Annotated in this window: 9 protein-coding genes; 2 read left to right on the top strand and 7 right to left on the bottom strand. The window is 55.0% G+C overall.

Annotated features, from left to right (window positions below; genetic code table 11):
* The first annotated feature begins 134 nt into the window (after nucleotides 1-134).
* On the top strand, nucleotides 135-1,964 hold the full coding sequence (locus tag K239x_RS25330; RefSeq protein ID WP_145421091.1) for a NirA family protein: 1,830 nt from the start codon (nucleotides 135-137) through the stop codon (nucleotides 1,962-1,964).
* Between the two features lie 156 nt (nucleotides 1,965-2,120).
* Complete coding sequence (locus tag K239x_RS25325; protein ID WP_145421090.1) at nucleotides 2,121-3,740, top strand: sulfite reductase subunit alpha; 1,620 nt, start codon at nucleotides 2,121-2,123, stop codon at nucleotides 3,738-3,740.
* Nucleotides 3,741-3,794: 54 nt separating this feature from the next.
* Here K239x_RS25325 and K239x_RS25320 read toward each other — a convergent pair whose 3' ends face one another.
* The 7 genes from K239x_RS25320 to K239x_RS25290 all read right to left on the bottom strand — a co-directional run bounded on the left by K239x_RS25320 (nucleotide 3,795) and on the right by K239x_RS25290 (nucleotide 16,148).
* Nucleotides 3,795-8,909 (bottom strand): MG2 domain-containing protein, encoded by a 5,115-nt coding sequence (locus K239x_RS25320; protein WP_145421089.1) that lies wholly within the window; start codon nucleotides 8,907-8,909, stop codon nucleotides 3,795-3,797.
* Nucleotides 8,906-9,475, bottom strand: coding sequence for an RNA polymerase sigma factor (locus K239x_RS25315; protein ID WP_145421088.1), 570 nt, complete (start codon nucleotides 9,473-9,475; stop codon nucleotides 8,906-8,908). The genes K239x_RS25320 and K239x_RS25315 overlap by 4 nt, the downstream gene beginning before the upstream one ends.
* Before the next feature lie 159 nt (nucleotides 9,476-9,634).
* A complete protein-coding gene (locus tag K239x_RS25310; protein ID WP_145421087.1) occupies nucleotides 9,635-10,921 on the bottom strand; it encodes a hemolysin family protein in 1,287 nt (428 codons plus the stop codon).
* The gene (ybeY, locus tag K239x_RS25305; protein WP_419189382.1) at nucleotides 10,918-11,502 is read right to left on the bottom strand and encodes an rRNA maturation RNase YbeY; all 585 of its coding nucleotides are present in this window, start codon (nucleotides 11,500-11,502) and stop codon (nucleotides 10,918-10,920) included. Before ybeY ends, K239x_RS25310 begins: the two co-directional genes overlap by 4 nt.
* Before the next feature lie 29 nt (nucleotides 11,503-11,531).
* Nucleotides 11,532-13,955: an HD family phosphohydrolase gene (locus K239x_RS25300; protein WP_145421085.1), complete on the bottom strand. Its 2,424-nt coding sequence runs from the start codon at nucleotides 13,953-13,955 to the stop codon at nucleotides 11,532-11,534.
* Nucleotides 13,956-13,988: 33 nt separating this feature from the next.
* The gene (locus K239x_RS25295; protein ID WP_145421084.1) at nucleotides 13,989-14,975 is read right to left on the bottom strand and encodes a PhoH family protein; all 987 of its coding nucleotides are present in this window, start codon (nucleotides 14,973-14,975) and stop codon (nucleotides 13,989-13,991) included.
* Nucleotides 14,976-15,092: 117 nt separating this feature from the next.
* Nucleotides 15,093-16,148, bottom strand: coding sequence for a phosphatidate cytidylyltransferase (locus K239x_RS25290; protein ID WP_145421083.1), 1,056 nt, complete (start codon nucleotides 16,146-16,148; stop codon nucleotides 15,093-15,095).
* Nucleotides 16,149-16,153 lie beyond the last annotated feature (5 nt).

The following is a 16,153-nucleotide window of genomic DNA, read 5'->3' as shown; positions in this document are numbered from 1 at the left end:
AGAAATATCCCGTTGTCCTGCGACGTCGTTGCAGGCATTCCTTGTTTTTCAAGGAAACGAATTTAGATACCGTCTTCGATTCGTCCGTGTCCTACCCGCGGCGTCGCAGGACTACTTTTTTTGAGAGCGAAGCCATGTCTGATGATGCCTTTACCGAAGAACAAAAACAGTTTCTCTCTGGATTCACTTTTGGATCTGATGTCGCCAGAGCTGTCTCGGGATTGCCTGTCATCAGCGGTAGTGCATCGCCCGGCGGATCCCAGGTCAGTGTGGGCGGTGGCGCGGCGACCGTTGACGGCAAAGTGCTGACGGCTGTTCCGGAGAGAATCGCGTTGATCGCGCAGCAAGAAACAACGGATGCCGGTAAGAAATTGTGCAAAGAGGAGCTTGCCAAACAGGATAAGAACCCGCTCGATATGTGGGACGAAATGCAGGCCCGAAGCGACGCGGGAGAGTTCCCAAAAGGCACCGATGTGTTTTTGACCAAGTTTCATGGGCTGTTCTACGTTGCGCCGGCTCAAGACAGTTACATGTGCCGGATGCGACTGCCCGGTGGAATTTTGCACGCGTGGCAGATGCGTGGTATCGCCGATTTGGCGGATGCCAGCGCCGGTGGTTTTATCGATGTGACAACGCGAGCCAATCTGCAGTACCGTGAAATTCCTGCTGATCAAGCCATGAACATCCTATACGGTCTTCGCGAATTGGATGTGATTCCTCTCGGAAGCGGCGGGGACAATATCCGCAATTGCACGGCAAGCGCATTGTCGGGAATCGACGAATTGGAATTGATTCAAACGATTCCGCTTGCCAAACGGATGCATCACCACATCTTGAATCATCGCGAAATGTACGGATTGCCTCGCAAATTCAACATTGCGTTTGATGGTGGCGGCAAGATCAGTGCCTTGGACGATACTAATGACATCGGTTTTCACGCTGTTTCAGTGACTGACGAACAGGCTTCGGACGACCTACCCGCCGGTGTCTATTTTCAACTGACGCTTGGTGGCATCACTGGCCATAAGGATTTTGCGCGGCCGACCGGCGTGCTGCTAAAACCCGGCGAGTGTGTGGCTGTCGCGGGATCGATCGTCCGTGTGTTTGTCAAAAGCGGCGACCGCACTGACCGCAAAAAGGCGCGTTTGAAATACGTTTTGGATGATTGGGGATTTGACAGGTTTGTCGAAGCTGTCGAGGAGGACATGGGCAAGAAGCTTCGTCGTGTGCCTGCTGATCGCATCGTGATTCCGGATCATGAAGATCGAATGGCACATGTTGGTTGGCATCAGCAGCCATTGACTGACCGAAACTACGTTGGTTTGGTGTTGCCCGTTGGACGAATGACCAGCGATCAAGCACGAGCAGTCTCCGACATCGCTGAGTCTTATGGGAATGGCGAAATTCGGCTGACCGTTTGGCAGAATTTGATCATCCCGAACATTCGCAATGAAGACATCGGAACGGTGCGAGCAGCCATCTCCGAAATGGGGCTCGATGACGACGGAAGCTCATTTCGCGCCGGGCTGATCGCGTGCACGGGAAGCGCCGGATGCAAATTTGCTGCCAGCAACACCAAACGGGACGCGATGGCGATTGCCGCCGCCTTGGAATCACAGTTCACGCTTGACCAGCCCATCAATATTCACGTCACTGGCTGCCACAACAGTTGTGCCCAACACTACATCGGGGATATCGGCCTAAAGGGATTTCAGGTCGAAGTTGGCGACGACATGGTCGAAGGATACGAGCTTCATCTCGGCGGCGGTTGGGGGAGTAGCCAAGCGATTGGCAGAGCACTCTTTGATCCCATGCCAACCGAGCAAGTCATCGCAAAGATCGTTGCCGTCGTCGGCGGCTATTTGGAAGAACGCAAGGAGGGTGAATCCTTTACGCAGTTCACTCAGCGCTACAGCGACGAAGAACTGATTGCACTTTCGGCGAAAGAGTTTAGCCATGCGTAGCCGGGTGCGAATTTCCATCAGCAACACAATTTGACGATACACCGGTTTCGCCCTTTTGCCAGGCGGACGGGAACCTCGTTTTGAAATTGAGCAACACGCCGCTCCCAGATGGGAGTGCAACAACACTTCATCATCCACCACCAACGCAGATTGACTATGTCCAGCCTGATCCCCGAAACCGCACCGTTCAACGAAGATCAACGTGCTTGGCTAAATGGATTCTTCTCCGGCCTAATGGGAATTCAGGACGGCCAGAATCCGAACGCCGTCATGGGTGCCGCCGGCCTGTCTGGTACGACCTTGCCGATACCAGAAACAGCCGAGGAAGAAGATTTTCCTTGGCACGACGATAGCCTCCCCATCGTCGATCGGATGGAATTGGCCGATGGCAAGCCTATTCAGCGGCGATTGATGGCGGCCATGGCACAGTTGGACTGCGGTTCCTGTGGGTACATTTGTCAGACGTATGCCGAGGCGATTGCGGCGGGCGATGAAGGAAACTTGACGCTCTGCAGTCCCGGTGGCAAAGAAACGAAACAGATGGTCAAGAAACTGCTCAAGGAAGAAGGCGGTGGTGGTGCATCGGCCAACGGAAAGCCTGCAAGCAACGGCTCGACAGCAAGCAACGGTTTTGCAGCATCAAACGGAGAATCAGCGTCTCCGTTCAGCAGATCGAACCCGTATGTCGCAAGCCTGATCGAATCGCGATCGCTTAACCAAGAAGGGTCAGCCAAGGACACGCGGCACGTTGCGATCGACCTAGCAGGTTCAGGACTGCAGTACGAAGTCGGAGATGCGCTTGGGGTCTTTCCCCGTAACTGCGGCGAACTGGTTGCCCAGGTGATCGATCGAATCGGAGCCGATAGCGAGTTGCCAGTCACGTCACCAACAGGACCCAAATCGCTACGGGTAGCTTTGAGCGATGACTACTGTTTAAAAGAGCCCTCGGATGAACTACTTGAATCGGTTCTGGGAAGAGCGACTGATGCGGAAACCAAGACAACACTAACGTCATTTTTGGAAGACGGCGTGCCTGATGGTTTTGATGTTTTGGACGTGTTGGAGTTAACTGACTGCAGCGAATTGACCGCTACCGAATTTCTGGAAGCTTTGGATCCACTGAACCCGCGACTTTATTCGATTGCCAGCAGCATGAAGTCTGTCGGCGATGAAGTCCATTTGACGGTGGGCAAAGTCGTGTACGAACGCGAAGGACGTGTCCGAAAGGGCGTGGCTAGCACGATGTTGGCGGACCGGGTCACCGAAGGTGGCACAGTCAGAGTTTTTGTCCAGCCAAATCACGGTGGGTTCACCGTGCCCAGTGATCCCAGCACTCCGATGATCATGGTCGGACCGGGCACCGGAATCGCGCCATTCCTGGCATTTCTGCAAGAACGCGATGCAGCCAAGTCACCTGGCGACAACTGGTTGCTTTTCGGAGATCAACACGAAGCTTTTGATTTTTTGTATGAAAAAGAACTGAAATCTTACGCCGAATCCGGTCTGCTGAGTCGGCTAGATACCGCGTTTAGCCGTGATGGCGACGTCAAGGTTTATGTCCAAGACCGAATGCGAGAGCAAGCTGCTGAACTATGGAAGTGGCTGGAATCGGGAGCGCACTTTTACGTTTGTGGAGACGCTTCGCGCATGGCTGCTGACGTGGACCGAGCACTCGTGTCGATTGTCGAAAACGAAGGACAGTTGTCAGCCGCCGAAGCAAAGGCATACATCAAAAAACTAGTCGACGACAAACGATATGTCCGCGACGTTTACTAGCTAAAACAGGTGATCTTGGTAGCAGCTTTCCCGACGCGGCTTGTCGAACTTCGACTAGCGTCCAATCGCTAGTTCTAGCGGTTGGACCCAAGCTTTCTGTTCGGCGGTGTAGTACAGATACGCACGCGACGCTGGTCCCGTGTACTTTCCGGGGACGGTTGCTGTGACTGTAAAATCAATCTGCTTTGTGATGTTCGGCTCCAGCGTTCGCCAGTAGAACACCACTTCGCGACCACGCAGTTCGTAAAAGTCAAACTGCTCTGCGTCTCGCAATTCGTCCAACTGCTCGGCTCTGGGTTCGACACCCCCAGGCAAACCGACGATTGCGACTGTCATTGGCAAACCATCGCGAGTTTTGTTCGTTACCGACGCTCTTACGCCGATAGGTTCGCCAGCTCGGGCTGTGCTCTGGTCGCCTTGCCACTGGGTCGTCAGCGTGAGAGGGCATTTCGGATCACTATCAAGTGTGATCGAGTGGTAGGACAGATCGATTGTGTACGAAAGACCGTTGCTGCCGTTGGCAACCAATTCAACCTCGATGTCGCCGACTAAGTCGTTCAGGGCGTCTGCCAAAACCTGGATCTCGACGACCTCACCGCCACGAGGATCTTGCGGAAGTGTTGCTTTGCCAATGGTTTCCTGACGCCGTTTAATCAAAATGGTTTTGCCGGTGGATGACTGGGTATAATCCGAAAACGCGACGAGTGCTTTGAGCGCCAACACAGTCGCTTGCGTCGAACCAAACCCTGCGGATCCCTGGCGATGAGTCGTCAGCCATTTCGCGGCCTTTTGAGCCTGTTCTATGTGTCGTTTGCTCTTTAGCCACGCCAGAGTTGCGATCGCGGTTGTCTCAACTTGCCGAGAAATTCCGCCGCTTGATGTGACCGTTGTCTTGCCATCCAGACTGCCGTCCGCGGCCTGTTGCTTGGCCAGTTTGTCCAGCAGCGATGTGCCCTCCCGAGTCATCTGAGCATTCAGCAAAGCAGCGGCTGAGAGTCCGACCAGATAGGCATCCGTGGACTTTTGCGCGACATTGTTTAGTTGTTGCAGTTCGTTTCCAAGTTCGGCCGCTGTGCGTTGAGGTTGTCCCGTAGCCACGTCGGCTTCTGTAATTGCCCACAGGACATAGGCGTTGACGATGGTTTGATCGACGGACCACACGTGCAAGTGACGCGGATTTCGCTTGAAGCCTCCCGAACCATCACGGCGATTCATTAGCCATGTTCGCGTTCGTGTTACCATTCCCGCGTCGATATTCATGACGTTTTGCATGTCACTAAACTGCATCAATCCAAACGCCGACAAGGCTTCGTGCCCAGGGTCTTTGCCGAACCATTCGTAGCCACGTCGGTCACATTCAAAGCTGGTTAGTTTCCCGTAGCCTTTGTCCAACAGCGTTCGCGCTCGTCGCGAAAACTCGGGTTTCGCTAATTGGTTCTTTTGCAAATACAGCAGCGCCATCGTGTTGGGATAGTTCGTCGCCGAAGTTTGCTCGAAACATCCGTGGGGTTCCCGGAGAATGCTCTCCACACCCGCCATCAAGTCGGCTACTGGCGACGGATAGGCACGAAGTGTTACCGCCAACGATCCTGGGACCAAGTCATCTGGAATGGGTAAGGTGACTTTCTCGCGTCCATTGATTTGGCCCGCGATTGAACGTCGGGCAGGATATCCGGCGGGCGAAATTTGCAGCATTCGCTGGATTTGATCGGACCATTTACCGTCAACACTTCCGGCAAAACCTTGCAGAGTGATGGGCACGACTTGTTCGCTTTCACCCTGGACGACGTCAAGTGGGAAATACACTCGCGTTTGCTGGCCGGCTGCAACCGTGGTCGAAACGGGCTGCGTGTCAGTTCGTGTAAGCGACGGACCGATGTCCAAATCGACGCTGACCGATACGTCGTCCTGCGTGGCATTGATTACGGCCACGGGCAAGTCGATGCGATCTCCTGTGGTCACTTCCAGTGGCAGTTTGGGTTCAATTCCAAACGGGATTCGTGACGTGATGGTGTCGACTCCGCTGCCAATTCTGCCGTCAAAATTGTGCCCGTCGATGTCGACGCGGTACGACGTGACACTATCGCTGAGATCAAACCGGATCGTGGCTTGTCCTTTTGAATCCGTGACCAGCAGAGGCTGCCATAGGAGGGTTTCAGCGAAATCGCTTCTGGTTCCAGCGGCCGTTTTTTGATGCCGATGAGCATACTGACGGATAGGAAAACGAAGGTCGCTGAGCAATTGATCCGCTAATGCTTCGGCATCCAAACCGCGTGCAGCCAGGAATCGCTGCAGCTTTTCTTGCGATAGCGAACGACTGGCTGCAATGTCCTTTGCGACTGCGATTGTCTGCTTTGCTTTGGCGTCAAAAACGATCGCGTCAGGATTGGCGAATCGATTGTTCGCCGCGGCTTGCGATGAAATCGTGGGCGGACTGGTCATTCCCATTTCATCCTCCGCGCCCATGGCGACGCGTGCTGAAGATTCTGCCGCGTCCTCTTTCTGAGTCGCTTGGGGCGCATAATCGGCACGGTTTCCAATGTCGTCCTCGGCAGAATCGGCAGATTCACTTTGGAAGCTGCCCACGACTGTCGTTTCATGACTGCTGCCGCAGCCGATCACTGCCAGCGTAGCCGATGCGACCATCAGCCAGATCATTGCCGTTGTGAGCGATGAGTGCCGCAAGCGATATAGAAACAGGAGCATGAAGGCGCCCGCCAGAACCAATGCCAGAATACGGGTTTGGCGCAGGAAGCTTCGCCAAGCCACTGCCACCGCGCGACGGTAATCAGTCCAGTCGTCGACAAATACTGACGCGTTGCTGATGGGCGGTTTCGGTTTCGCCGCAGAAGTGCCATCGAGTTCCAGTAGACGCACCAGTTGTTGGCGGAAATCCATTTGTGGCTGATCGGGCGAACCGCTGATGAATCGTCGCCAGCCTTGGGTCCCCAACAGCAAATCCAGCGACTCGGCTGCCTCTGCGTCATCGCTCAGGTAGAAGTTTGCGTGCTCCAAATCCTCCGGTGATTCGACTTCGCTGGTCAGCAAAAAATGGGACCGCAAAGTAGGGCGTTCTGTTTCATCCAGGCTAAGTGCGGCATCATCGACGACTCGCACGCCTAGCACAGCTGGTGTTGGGTTGCCGTTTTCGTCGGTGACCTGCAGCGTCAATCGCATCGGTTCGCCGGGTGAACGTTGCAATGCTGATTCTGGTTCGACAACGGAAATGTTGAGCCGGCGATTTTCGCGTCGATACACCAGTCGTTCGACCAAGGGCTGTGCGGGCGTCGTTGATGCATCCAAGACAGTCAAACGTATTACGCCTGCTGCATCCGCGCGAAGGGGCAGCCGAACATCCATGCTTCCCGGCTGCACATCGATCTCTTTCTGGCCGACCAGTTGGCCACGGCAAACGGCGCGCAGGATGCCTTTCATCGGCCGCGTATGTCGGATGGTCACGGTCAAAGGATCATCGTGCTGGAACACACCTTTTCCTGTCTCAAGAACCGGTAATGACTTGACGATGGCAGGTAGTGCGGGAAGGTTGGTGATGTCTACCGGTGACGTGACTTTCACCGAGTATCGTTCACCATGACGCGGCACGAATTCGAATCGTCCCATGCCGTCACGCACGGTTTCGATCGTTGCCACGGCGGTGCCGTTTCGCGATTGAATCTCCCCTGCGATATGGATCGGATCGCCCAGTGTGTTTCGGGCAGTGAAGTAAACGCGGTTCTTCAGGCCGTCAACTAGGTAACCGCCTTCGGGATAGAAATCGACCTCCACGCGTCCCAATTGAATGGGGATGGTTTTGATCTGTGTTTCTAGAGTGCCGCCATCGTCGATCATCACTGACAACTGACCAATGCCTTTTTCAATGTGCTGCGGCAGAGTGAATTCAATCGATAGGTTGCCAGTTGCGGATGTCGTTGCGGTGGATTGGTAAACGGGGACTTCATCGATCATTGCTTGTACTCGAACCGAGGCACCCGCCACGGGACCGCCTTCGGCACGTTGGGCAGAAAACTCCGCTTCGACTTGATCACCGGGGCCGTAGCTGCGTTGATGGAGCTGCAGTTCCTTTTTGAATCGCGGGACTCGGTAGACTCGAACTTGGAAATCAACTTTCTCGTCGGGAAAGAACCCATCCATGCTCTTGGCGACCAGTTGGTATGCGCCACCGGGGGCGGTCGATGCGATCGTGAACGAACCATTGCCAACGCCACGTTCTGTCACGCCTTCGATCATGGCGCCATCGACCAAGGCACCGCTGGGATCAACCAATTCGTAGTGAATCGGTACATCGACGTGTGATGCAAGAGAGCGACGATTCAGCGTGACTGATCGGAAGTAGACAGTTTCACCGGGGCGATAAACAGGGCGATCCGTTTTGACATAAGTTAGGCATCGAGTGGGTTCCAGCGGGATTTGGAGTGTGGTGGCTTTGGCGTTGGAGCCGATGGGATTCGCTGTCACCGAAAGTTTCGATCCGGGGGGAATGACCAAGTCGTCCGGCACCGCGACCATGCAGCCCCCACTATCACTGGTCTGGGTCGCCCCGCGAAATAGGATTGAGTCGCCAGAAAAGATCGAAAAGGAAATCGTTGCCGGCACGACCTGAAATCCGCCAGCAATACCATTTGTACCGTCGACCAAGCTGGTTTTGATCTCGAATTGGTTGTCTGCCGTCGCGCGATGTGCGACCGTAGCTTGCGCGTCCAAGCGAACGACCGCGTCAGGCCGCGGTGGCAACTGCTGCACGTAGCGGTTGCCCAATACCATCAAGCCAATCGACGCTGCGGTAGCAAGTAGACTGATCGCACTGATCCAGAATCTCTGTCCATTTACATGTGGCGTCGTTGTGGAACCTGAGGTGGGATCAGCAGCCGTTGCATTGGTCGCCAAAGCGTTCGGATCATTCGCGTATTGTGTAGTGACCGGGATCGTTACTGGCGGCACCGAAGTGCCATCGACTCTGGCTGCACTGGCCATTTTGCTGGCCAGGCGTAGCGTATCGGTCCAAGCCGCCGCAACATGCGGTTCATTGTCAATGCGACTGCGCAGATGCCGGGCTTCGGCATCGTCCAGCAGATCGTAGTGCAGTTCCAGCAGCAATTGACTTAGTTCGCTGCTGGGCGTTTCGTTAGGTTTATTGCTTGAGTGATTCATGACTGACCTCCGACCGACTGGCGAAGAGTGCGGATGGCGGTTCGCATCCGTGTTTTGACGGTGCCGATGGGCAGCGAAGTGGCCTGTGCAATTTGTTCGTAAGTGAGATCTCCGTTTTGCCGAAGTAGAAAGACGGATTGTTCTTCGGGGCGAAGCTGCGAAACAGCAATCTGCAGCGTCTGGAGTTCTTCGTCTTTCATCAGACCCGCATCGGGGCCATCGGCGGTGGAAACCATGATTGCCTCCTCGGCAAAATTTTCGGCGAAGGACTCTCGCCTACGATTCCATGCCGTTTTGCGAGCGTCGCGACCTGTGTTCAGTGCGATGCGGAATATCCAAGCTTTCAAGTTATCGACGGTTTGGATTTGCTGACGGTTTCGCCAGCACTTCAAGAACGTCTCTTGCAGCACATCCCGCGCTTCTTCCATGTTGCCGACCAAGTAAAACAACGTCCCTAGAATCTCCCCGCGCGCATCATCAAACACAGATACCAGCCGCTGGCCAGCATCCGCCGAATCGCACGCGTCCTCGGACAACGCTTCGGAATTCGGGGGCGGATTATTCATGGTCTACCTGTAAGACGACAAACCGCGGCGCAAAGATTTTGCGGAAAGGCGAGAATGCCAAGAAAGGCAATTTACCAAGGTTTTTGCGGGCAAAGGGCCGACGGCACACTTTGCCAGAAACCGACCGCGAACGCTGCTTGGGAGTCCTCGCGTCGATTTCTAGCCGACTTTTTGATCATGCAGATTGGGCAAATGCACTCGCATCGATTCGATTTTGCGATTGCTTGCCACGAGAATCTCGATCTCAGCATCGCCGATTGTCAATTGCTGACCGGTCTCGGGAATCACACCCGTATTGGACAAGACATAGCCAGCGATCGTTTCGTAATCGTCGCTTTCTGGCAGATCCCAGGCAAGCAATTCGTTTAAGTCGTCGATCATGACTCGTCCGTCGACTTCCACGGTGGACTCGTTGATCACCGTGATCTGGTATTCCTCTTCTTCGTCGGATTCATCGACAATCTCGCCGACGATTTCCTCAAGCGCGTCCTCGATCGTCACGACGCCGACGGTTTGCTGAAATTCATCCAGCACGATCGCCATGTGTGATCGACTGTGCAGAAATTCTCGCAGCAGAAGTTCAACGCTGCGGTCGACGGGCACGGTCCAGGGGCGTCGCACGATATCGCGAAGTGATTGATCGGGGGCTTCGCGAGTTTGCAGATAGGGCAGCAAATCTTTGACGTAGAGCACGCCAATAATCGTGTCCAAGCTGCCTTCGTAAACCGGAAAGCGAGTACGGCCAGCGGAGACGATCGTTTTCATCACTTCGTCCCACGTCGCGTCCCCATCGATCGCGTCGACTTTGTCGCGGTTGGTCATGATGTGCCCCACCGTGTCTTCGTGAAGTGTCATCACGCCGGTGATCATTTCTCGAACGCCAGGACCAAAGTAGCCTTCGCGTGTACCCGCGGCGACGATCGTGCGAATCTCGTCCTCGAGTTGTTCTTCGTCTTCGTCGTCCGTTTCTTCCTTGCCAGCGATTCGGCGAGTCAGTACTTCGACAAATTCTCCCGGCGCGGCTAGCGGGCTCATAAATGACGTGAGCGATCGCCAGAATGGCCACGTGTGATAGAGCACTTTGGTCGACGCAAATCGCGTCACCGCGACAGGCAGCCAGACGTGCATCAGCATCAGCACAAGCGTTGCGCCGATTCCCCAAAGCGTGACTTCTCCGTAGGTGGGCGGATCACCCACAAAAAACACCGCGGTGCCGCCAAGCAAGAAGATGACCGTGCCAATCAAGCGAAGGTACTCGCTGCCGCGAATGGCTGCGTCTTGATGATCTAGCACGGCGCCAAAGCGTTCGCGGTTCTTTCTCAGTCGGCAGTAGGCTTCCAGCGAACGGCCTGCGAATCGATCCAAGAGTTCGCCGCCTAAACCGCCGATGCTGCTCAGCAGAAAGCCGCCGACGCACAACAGGATCCAGTGAAGTGATTCGCTCATTGGGAATCCTCCGGCTGGATGTCGGCGCCGCAGCGAGAAATTTCGCGAATGCCAAGCTTTAAAAAAACAGATTCTTCCGCCTGACGCATCTCCCGTCGATCGGTTGGTTCGTGGTCGTCCATACCAGTGATGTGCAGTACACCGTGAACAATGTAGAGCAGCAGTTCGGATTCCGCGGGCCAGCCTATTTCCGATGCTTTTTGGCGAGCGGTGTCGACACTGACAACCAATTCGCCTTCGAGGTGTGGCGGATCGGCTTCGTAGCTAAAGCTGATTACGTCGGTCGCGTAATCGTGTCCCAGGTGTTTTGCGTTGAGCTGTCGTATGGCGGCATCATCGGTGATCCGCACGCCAACGGTTCCGCTGGAAAATCCCCGGTGGACTGCTGCGGTCTGAACAGCGGAAAGAACCGTGGATCGAATTGCGTCCTCATCAAGCGAAGCGGACACAGAGTCGTCGACGATCAATTCGACGCTGATATCGCAGAGGGACGACGGAGGTTCCTCGTCATCGATACTTGATGGAAGCACAGGAGTGGGCGACATTAAGTTGAGAAAACTGGACGGCAAAGTGAAAGGCATGAGAAAACGTGCTCGAGAGCTCTGTTTGATCATGGGTTTTGCGGTCCAGGATACTTGATCCGTGCATGGTAAATTGCAGTGAGCGATTTAACCAAGCTGCGACGTACGCGATCAAGTTGCCGAAAGGTAAGTCCGCATTCATCAAACTGACCATCACCCATCTTCTTTTGGGCGATCGAATCAACTAATCCTTGAATCCGCGAAGGGGTCGGATCCACGAGGGTTCGGCTTGCGCTTTCGACCGTATCGGCCAACATCATGACGGCAGCTTCCAGCGTTTGTGGTTTTGGCCCTGGGTAGCGAAAATCTTTGTCGCTGACGGCTTCGCCATTGGGGTCTTCTTCGCTGCGTCGGGCGGCTTCGCGATAGAAGTATTCAACCAGGGTAGTGCCGTGATGTTGCAGAATGAAATCGATGATCGGTTCAGGCAAATGGTGGCTGCGGGCAAGATCGGCGCCGTCTTTGACATGCGCAATAATCACAAGCGTGCTCATCGCCGGTTGCAGAGTGTCGTGCTGATTGACACCGGAGCTTTGGTTTTCGATGAAGTATTCCGGTTTAAACATCTTGCCGATGTCGTGGAAATACGCGCCGACACGAACCAGCAACCCGTTTGCGCCAATCGCGTCGGCGGCCGCTTCTCCGATCGAAGCGACATTGATGGAGTGGTTGTAGGTTCCCGGAGCGCGTTGTGCGAGTCGACGCAGCAGCGGATGGCTTGCGTCGCCTAGCTCCAGCAAGCTCAAGTCGGTTTGCACTCCAAACGCACGTTCGACCAGCGGCAGCAAACCTGTCATGGCAAGCGCCGAACCGATGATGCAGATGCCCGCCCACGTGGCTTTGCTAATTAGGCTTGCCAGCACGTCGTGAAAGATCGGGCCTTGGTAGATCGGTTCCAGTTCCGCTTCAGCGCCGACTTTGACGGCTGACAGCGAAGTTTCCGTCACGATCCCCACGCCGACGACGGTGGCGATGGTGACTGCCGCCGCGACCGCTCCGACGTAAAGCAAGTGGGTGCGGCTACGGATGCGATCGAGAAACAAAATGCTGGTGATGCATGCCGATGCAGTCGCAACGACTTCGGCGATGCCCGAACCCAGTAGCAAGGCCAGGCAGATGCAGGACGTCGCGGCCAATAGCATCGCCAGCTGACGACCGTAGACGACGGCGGACGTGATCGCAGCGAGTACCAATGGAATCAGCTCACTGCGCCATTCGTCGCGAGCGGCTAAGTATGCCAGGGAAATAGTCAGCACCCAGAGAGCCAGCAGTTTGCCCAGTTGCCAGCGGTCGAGCACGATTTGTCGGTTGTCGACAAAGTAGATGTACGAACCACACAGCAGATAGATTGCTGCGATCATGCCGGCGTACGCAATGATCCGGGCGAGTTGGTCGGAGATTCTCATCTTCTTGGCCAGAGCTTCGCGTTCCAGGCGTAGCAATGCGATTTGTTCTTGATCGAGGATTTTGCCGGCGCTTGCCAGTTTCGTCGTGCCGGCGTAGTAGTTTTTCATGATCGGCTTGATCGCCGCTGCAGCCTCGATGCGAGCCATTTCGCTTTCTTCGTCATCATACTGAAGCGTTTCGTAGGCGGGCAATTCGCGAACAATCCAGTCGGCGATGATTCGGGCGACCGTCCGCACGTCTTCCGGAGAACTGCTGTCACCATCGAACTGAACCCGAAACGGTTCGGCCAAGTTCGGATCGACTCGGCTTTCGACCAAACCAATTTGCACTTCGTCGACTTGCACAAACTGTACATCGCCGGATTGTCCCGATTCGAACACTGCGATCTGCTGTTGGCTCCCCTGTTGCGGTTCATGCTGCAGGGCTTTCAGTAGCCCATGCTCAAACTCGTTTTGAAACAAAAATCCAACCGCCGCATCAACCTTCTTCAGTTCCTTGTCATTTGCCAGAACGTTTTTTAGAAGCTCGAATCGACGCTCGGGAGTCAGGTCCGGAGTCTCATCGGCATTCTTTGCTTTTTCGACGGCTCGCGCGGCCTTGCTGGCTTCATTGAACTTTGAGAAAGCGGCGAATTCTTCTTCGCTTTTTTGCAGAGTGTCGTACGACTCCGCGCCGATCACCAACACCAGTTGGCTTTTCAAAGCGGATCGCAATTGAGTCAGCGGCTTGGGGCGATTGCGGTAACGCGCAGGAACTTCGCGACGTTTTTGTAAACGAGCTGCTTCGGTCGCTGCGGTGTCTTCTTGGCTGAAGTCCACGCGTGTGATGATGTCACGCGCGGGAATTTCACTTGTTCGGTACGCAAACGGAGGTTTCCAAGTCTGGCACAGGATCAACAGCGCTAGCGCAGCGGCGACCGCCATGCTGACTCGGATTGCCCAGTCCGCTTTGTCACTGCGCTGCCACCACTGAACGAAGCGAGGTTTGGGAATGCCCAAAGATTCGATTCGTTCTTGGCTGGTGCGTTTTTTACTTGCGCCGCTCATGGCGTAGGAACACTAGGTACTGACCCGTGTTTCCTATCGGTCTCCATTGGAGTTATTGGAATCGGATTCTTCGTACGCTGCCACGATCTCTTGAACCAGTCGGTGTCGAACGATGTCGCTGGGTTTCAGTCGCACTTTGCCGATGGCTTCGATCCGGCCTAGACGCCAAAGAGCATCTTTGAGTCCACTGGTCACCCCGCGTGGTAAATCTTGTTGAGTGATGTCTCCGCTAACCACCATCTTGCTTCGCTCACCCATCCGAGTGAGAAACATTTTCATTTGCGCGATGGTTGCGTTTTGGGCTTCGTCCAAAATGATGAAAGCATCATTGAGTGTGCGGCCACGCATGTAAGCCAGCGGGATGACTTCGATCACATCTTGTTCCATCAGCTGACGTGCTTGGTCGTAATTGACCATCTCGCCGAGTGCGTCCATTAGCGGTCGCAAGTATGGGTTCAATTTGGCACGCAAGTCACCGGGCAAGAAACCCAAGCTCTCGCCGGCTTCGACAGCGGGACGGACCAGGACAATTTTGCGAACATGCCCAGCCTTGAGTGCTTCGACCGCGGTCGCGACGGCCAAGTACGTTTTGCCACAACCGGCGGGACCTGTCGCAAAGGTCAGGTCGTGGCTGCGGATCGCTTGGACGTACAGCGCTTGCCCGGGTGTGCGCGGTTTGATGCGTCGACCGGCATGTTGAATGTCGATCTCTTCGCCAGAGAGCTTGGCATCGGCGCCTTGGAACTGGTCGCCTTCGATCACAGCGCCTTCTTCCGAAGCGGCTGTGTGAATGTCGGCGGTGCTGAGTTCACCTTTTTTGCGAAGCAGGTTGCGAAGTTTTTCGAGAGTGCGTGTCGCTCGCTGCACACCTTCCTCTTCGCCCGAGATACGGACTCGCCCGTCTCGCTGCGTGATGGTCACGTCAAAGAGTTTTCGCAATTTGCGCAGGTGCGAATCACGTGGGCCGAACAAGGTCAGCATCTCGTCGGGATTCGTAATCGACAGGGTGGCTTCAGTCATTGAGTAGCCTGTGTGTGTCAAAAGTCTGACGCGGTGTCTGACCAGGGGATTCTATACGTTTCATGCTACGGGGACATTCCAATCTAGGACGCCGTAAACCAGCGCCTCGATTTTTGTTTACGCCCCAACTCCGGCGGCAAAACACAAAAATGCTGGCATAATCGCTGCAATCAGCGAATCGGTGACGTCCCAGACGCCCCCCAAGCCAGGAAGCCAATTGCCGCTGTCTTTTGCACCAGAATCACGTTTGACCAGCGATTCCGCTAAATCGCCGATCATTCCGGACACTGCCAAAAGTGGGCCAAGCAACAACGCACCAAATAGCGGATTTGCCAAAGTAGCAATCGCTGGTTGCGAATCGGTTGATGGGCCAACGAACTGGCCAACGATTTGGCCGGCGATTTGGTCGGCTGGGGAAGTATCAGAGGGCGTGAGTGCAATGATCCACGGGAAAAGCCATTTCAAACAAAGGAATGCAACGATCGTCGCGATGATGATCCCGCCAAGAGCGCCTTCGCGCGTCTTGCCTGGGGAGAGTCGAGGGATCAGTTTCTTGCTGCCGAGTAGTTTTCCGCCGAAGGCTTTGCCCGAAAAATAGGCTCCCGCGTCGGTCGACTTAGTCACGATGATCATCGTCAACAAAGCGGCCAATCCCCACGTGCCACCGTGCGTGCTGCTGTTCATGCTTCTTAGCGCGACCAGCAATGCCATCGGCAGTCCAACATAGAGCGACACGAATGATCCGGAACAGGTTCTCTCAATTGTGCCCGATAATACATCGGAAATTGGTTTGTGCTTGGCCGTGCCATACGTCCGCATCTCGCCCAGCAGAATCCAAAACATCGCTCCAACACCAGCAATCACGATCCAGCCCAGTCGTCCGACGCTGCAGCCAACCGGATAGGTTTCGCCGAACAATGGCCACAGTAGAGGCAGGCATGCCGACAGCGTAATCATGCCCGTCGCGACCAACGTCGAACCGTAACGAATTGGCCGATCGCTTTTGATTAGCAAGTTGCAGATGTCCGACGCGGTGCCGAGCGCGAAGAACAACAATAGCGGAACCAGAAAAAGTCCCTCGGCCCCTTCTCTGGAGAATCGGACATCCAGACAAATTAACAACGCGACGATCGAAATCAGAACGGCCGAAGTTTTTAAGCGGTCTTTTAACAAGGCAA

It is taken from the genome of Stieleria marina (genome assembly GCA_007741555.1).
GTDB lineage: Bacteria > Planctomycetota > Planctomycetia > Pirellulales > Pirellulaceae > K23-9.
The sequence above is the reverse complement of the archived record's forward strand: the minus strand, read 5'-3'. Positions and strand labels throughout refer to the sequence as shown.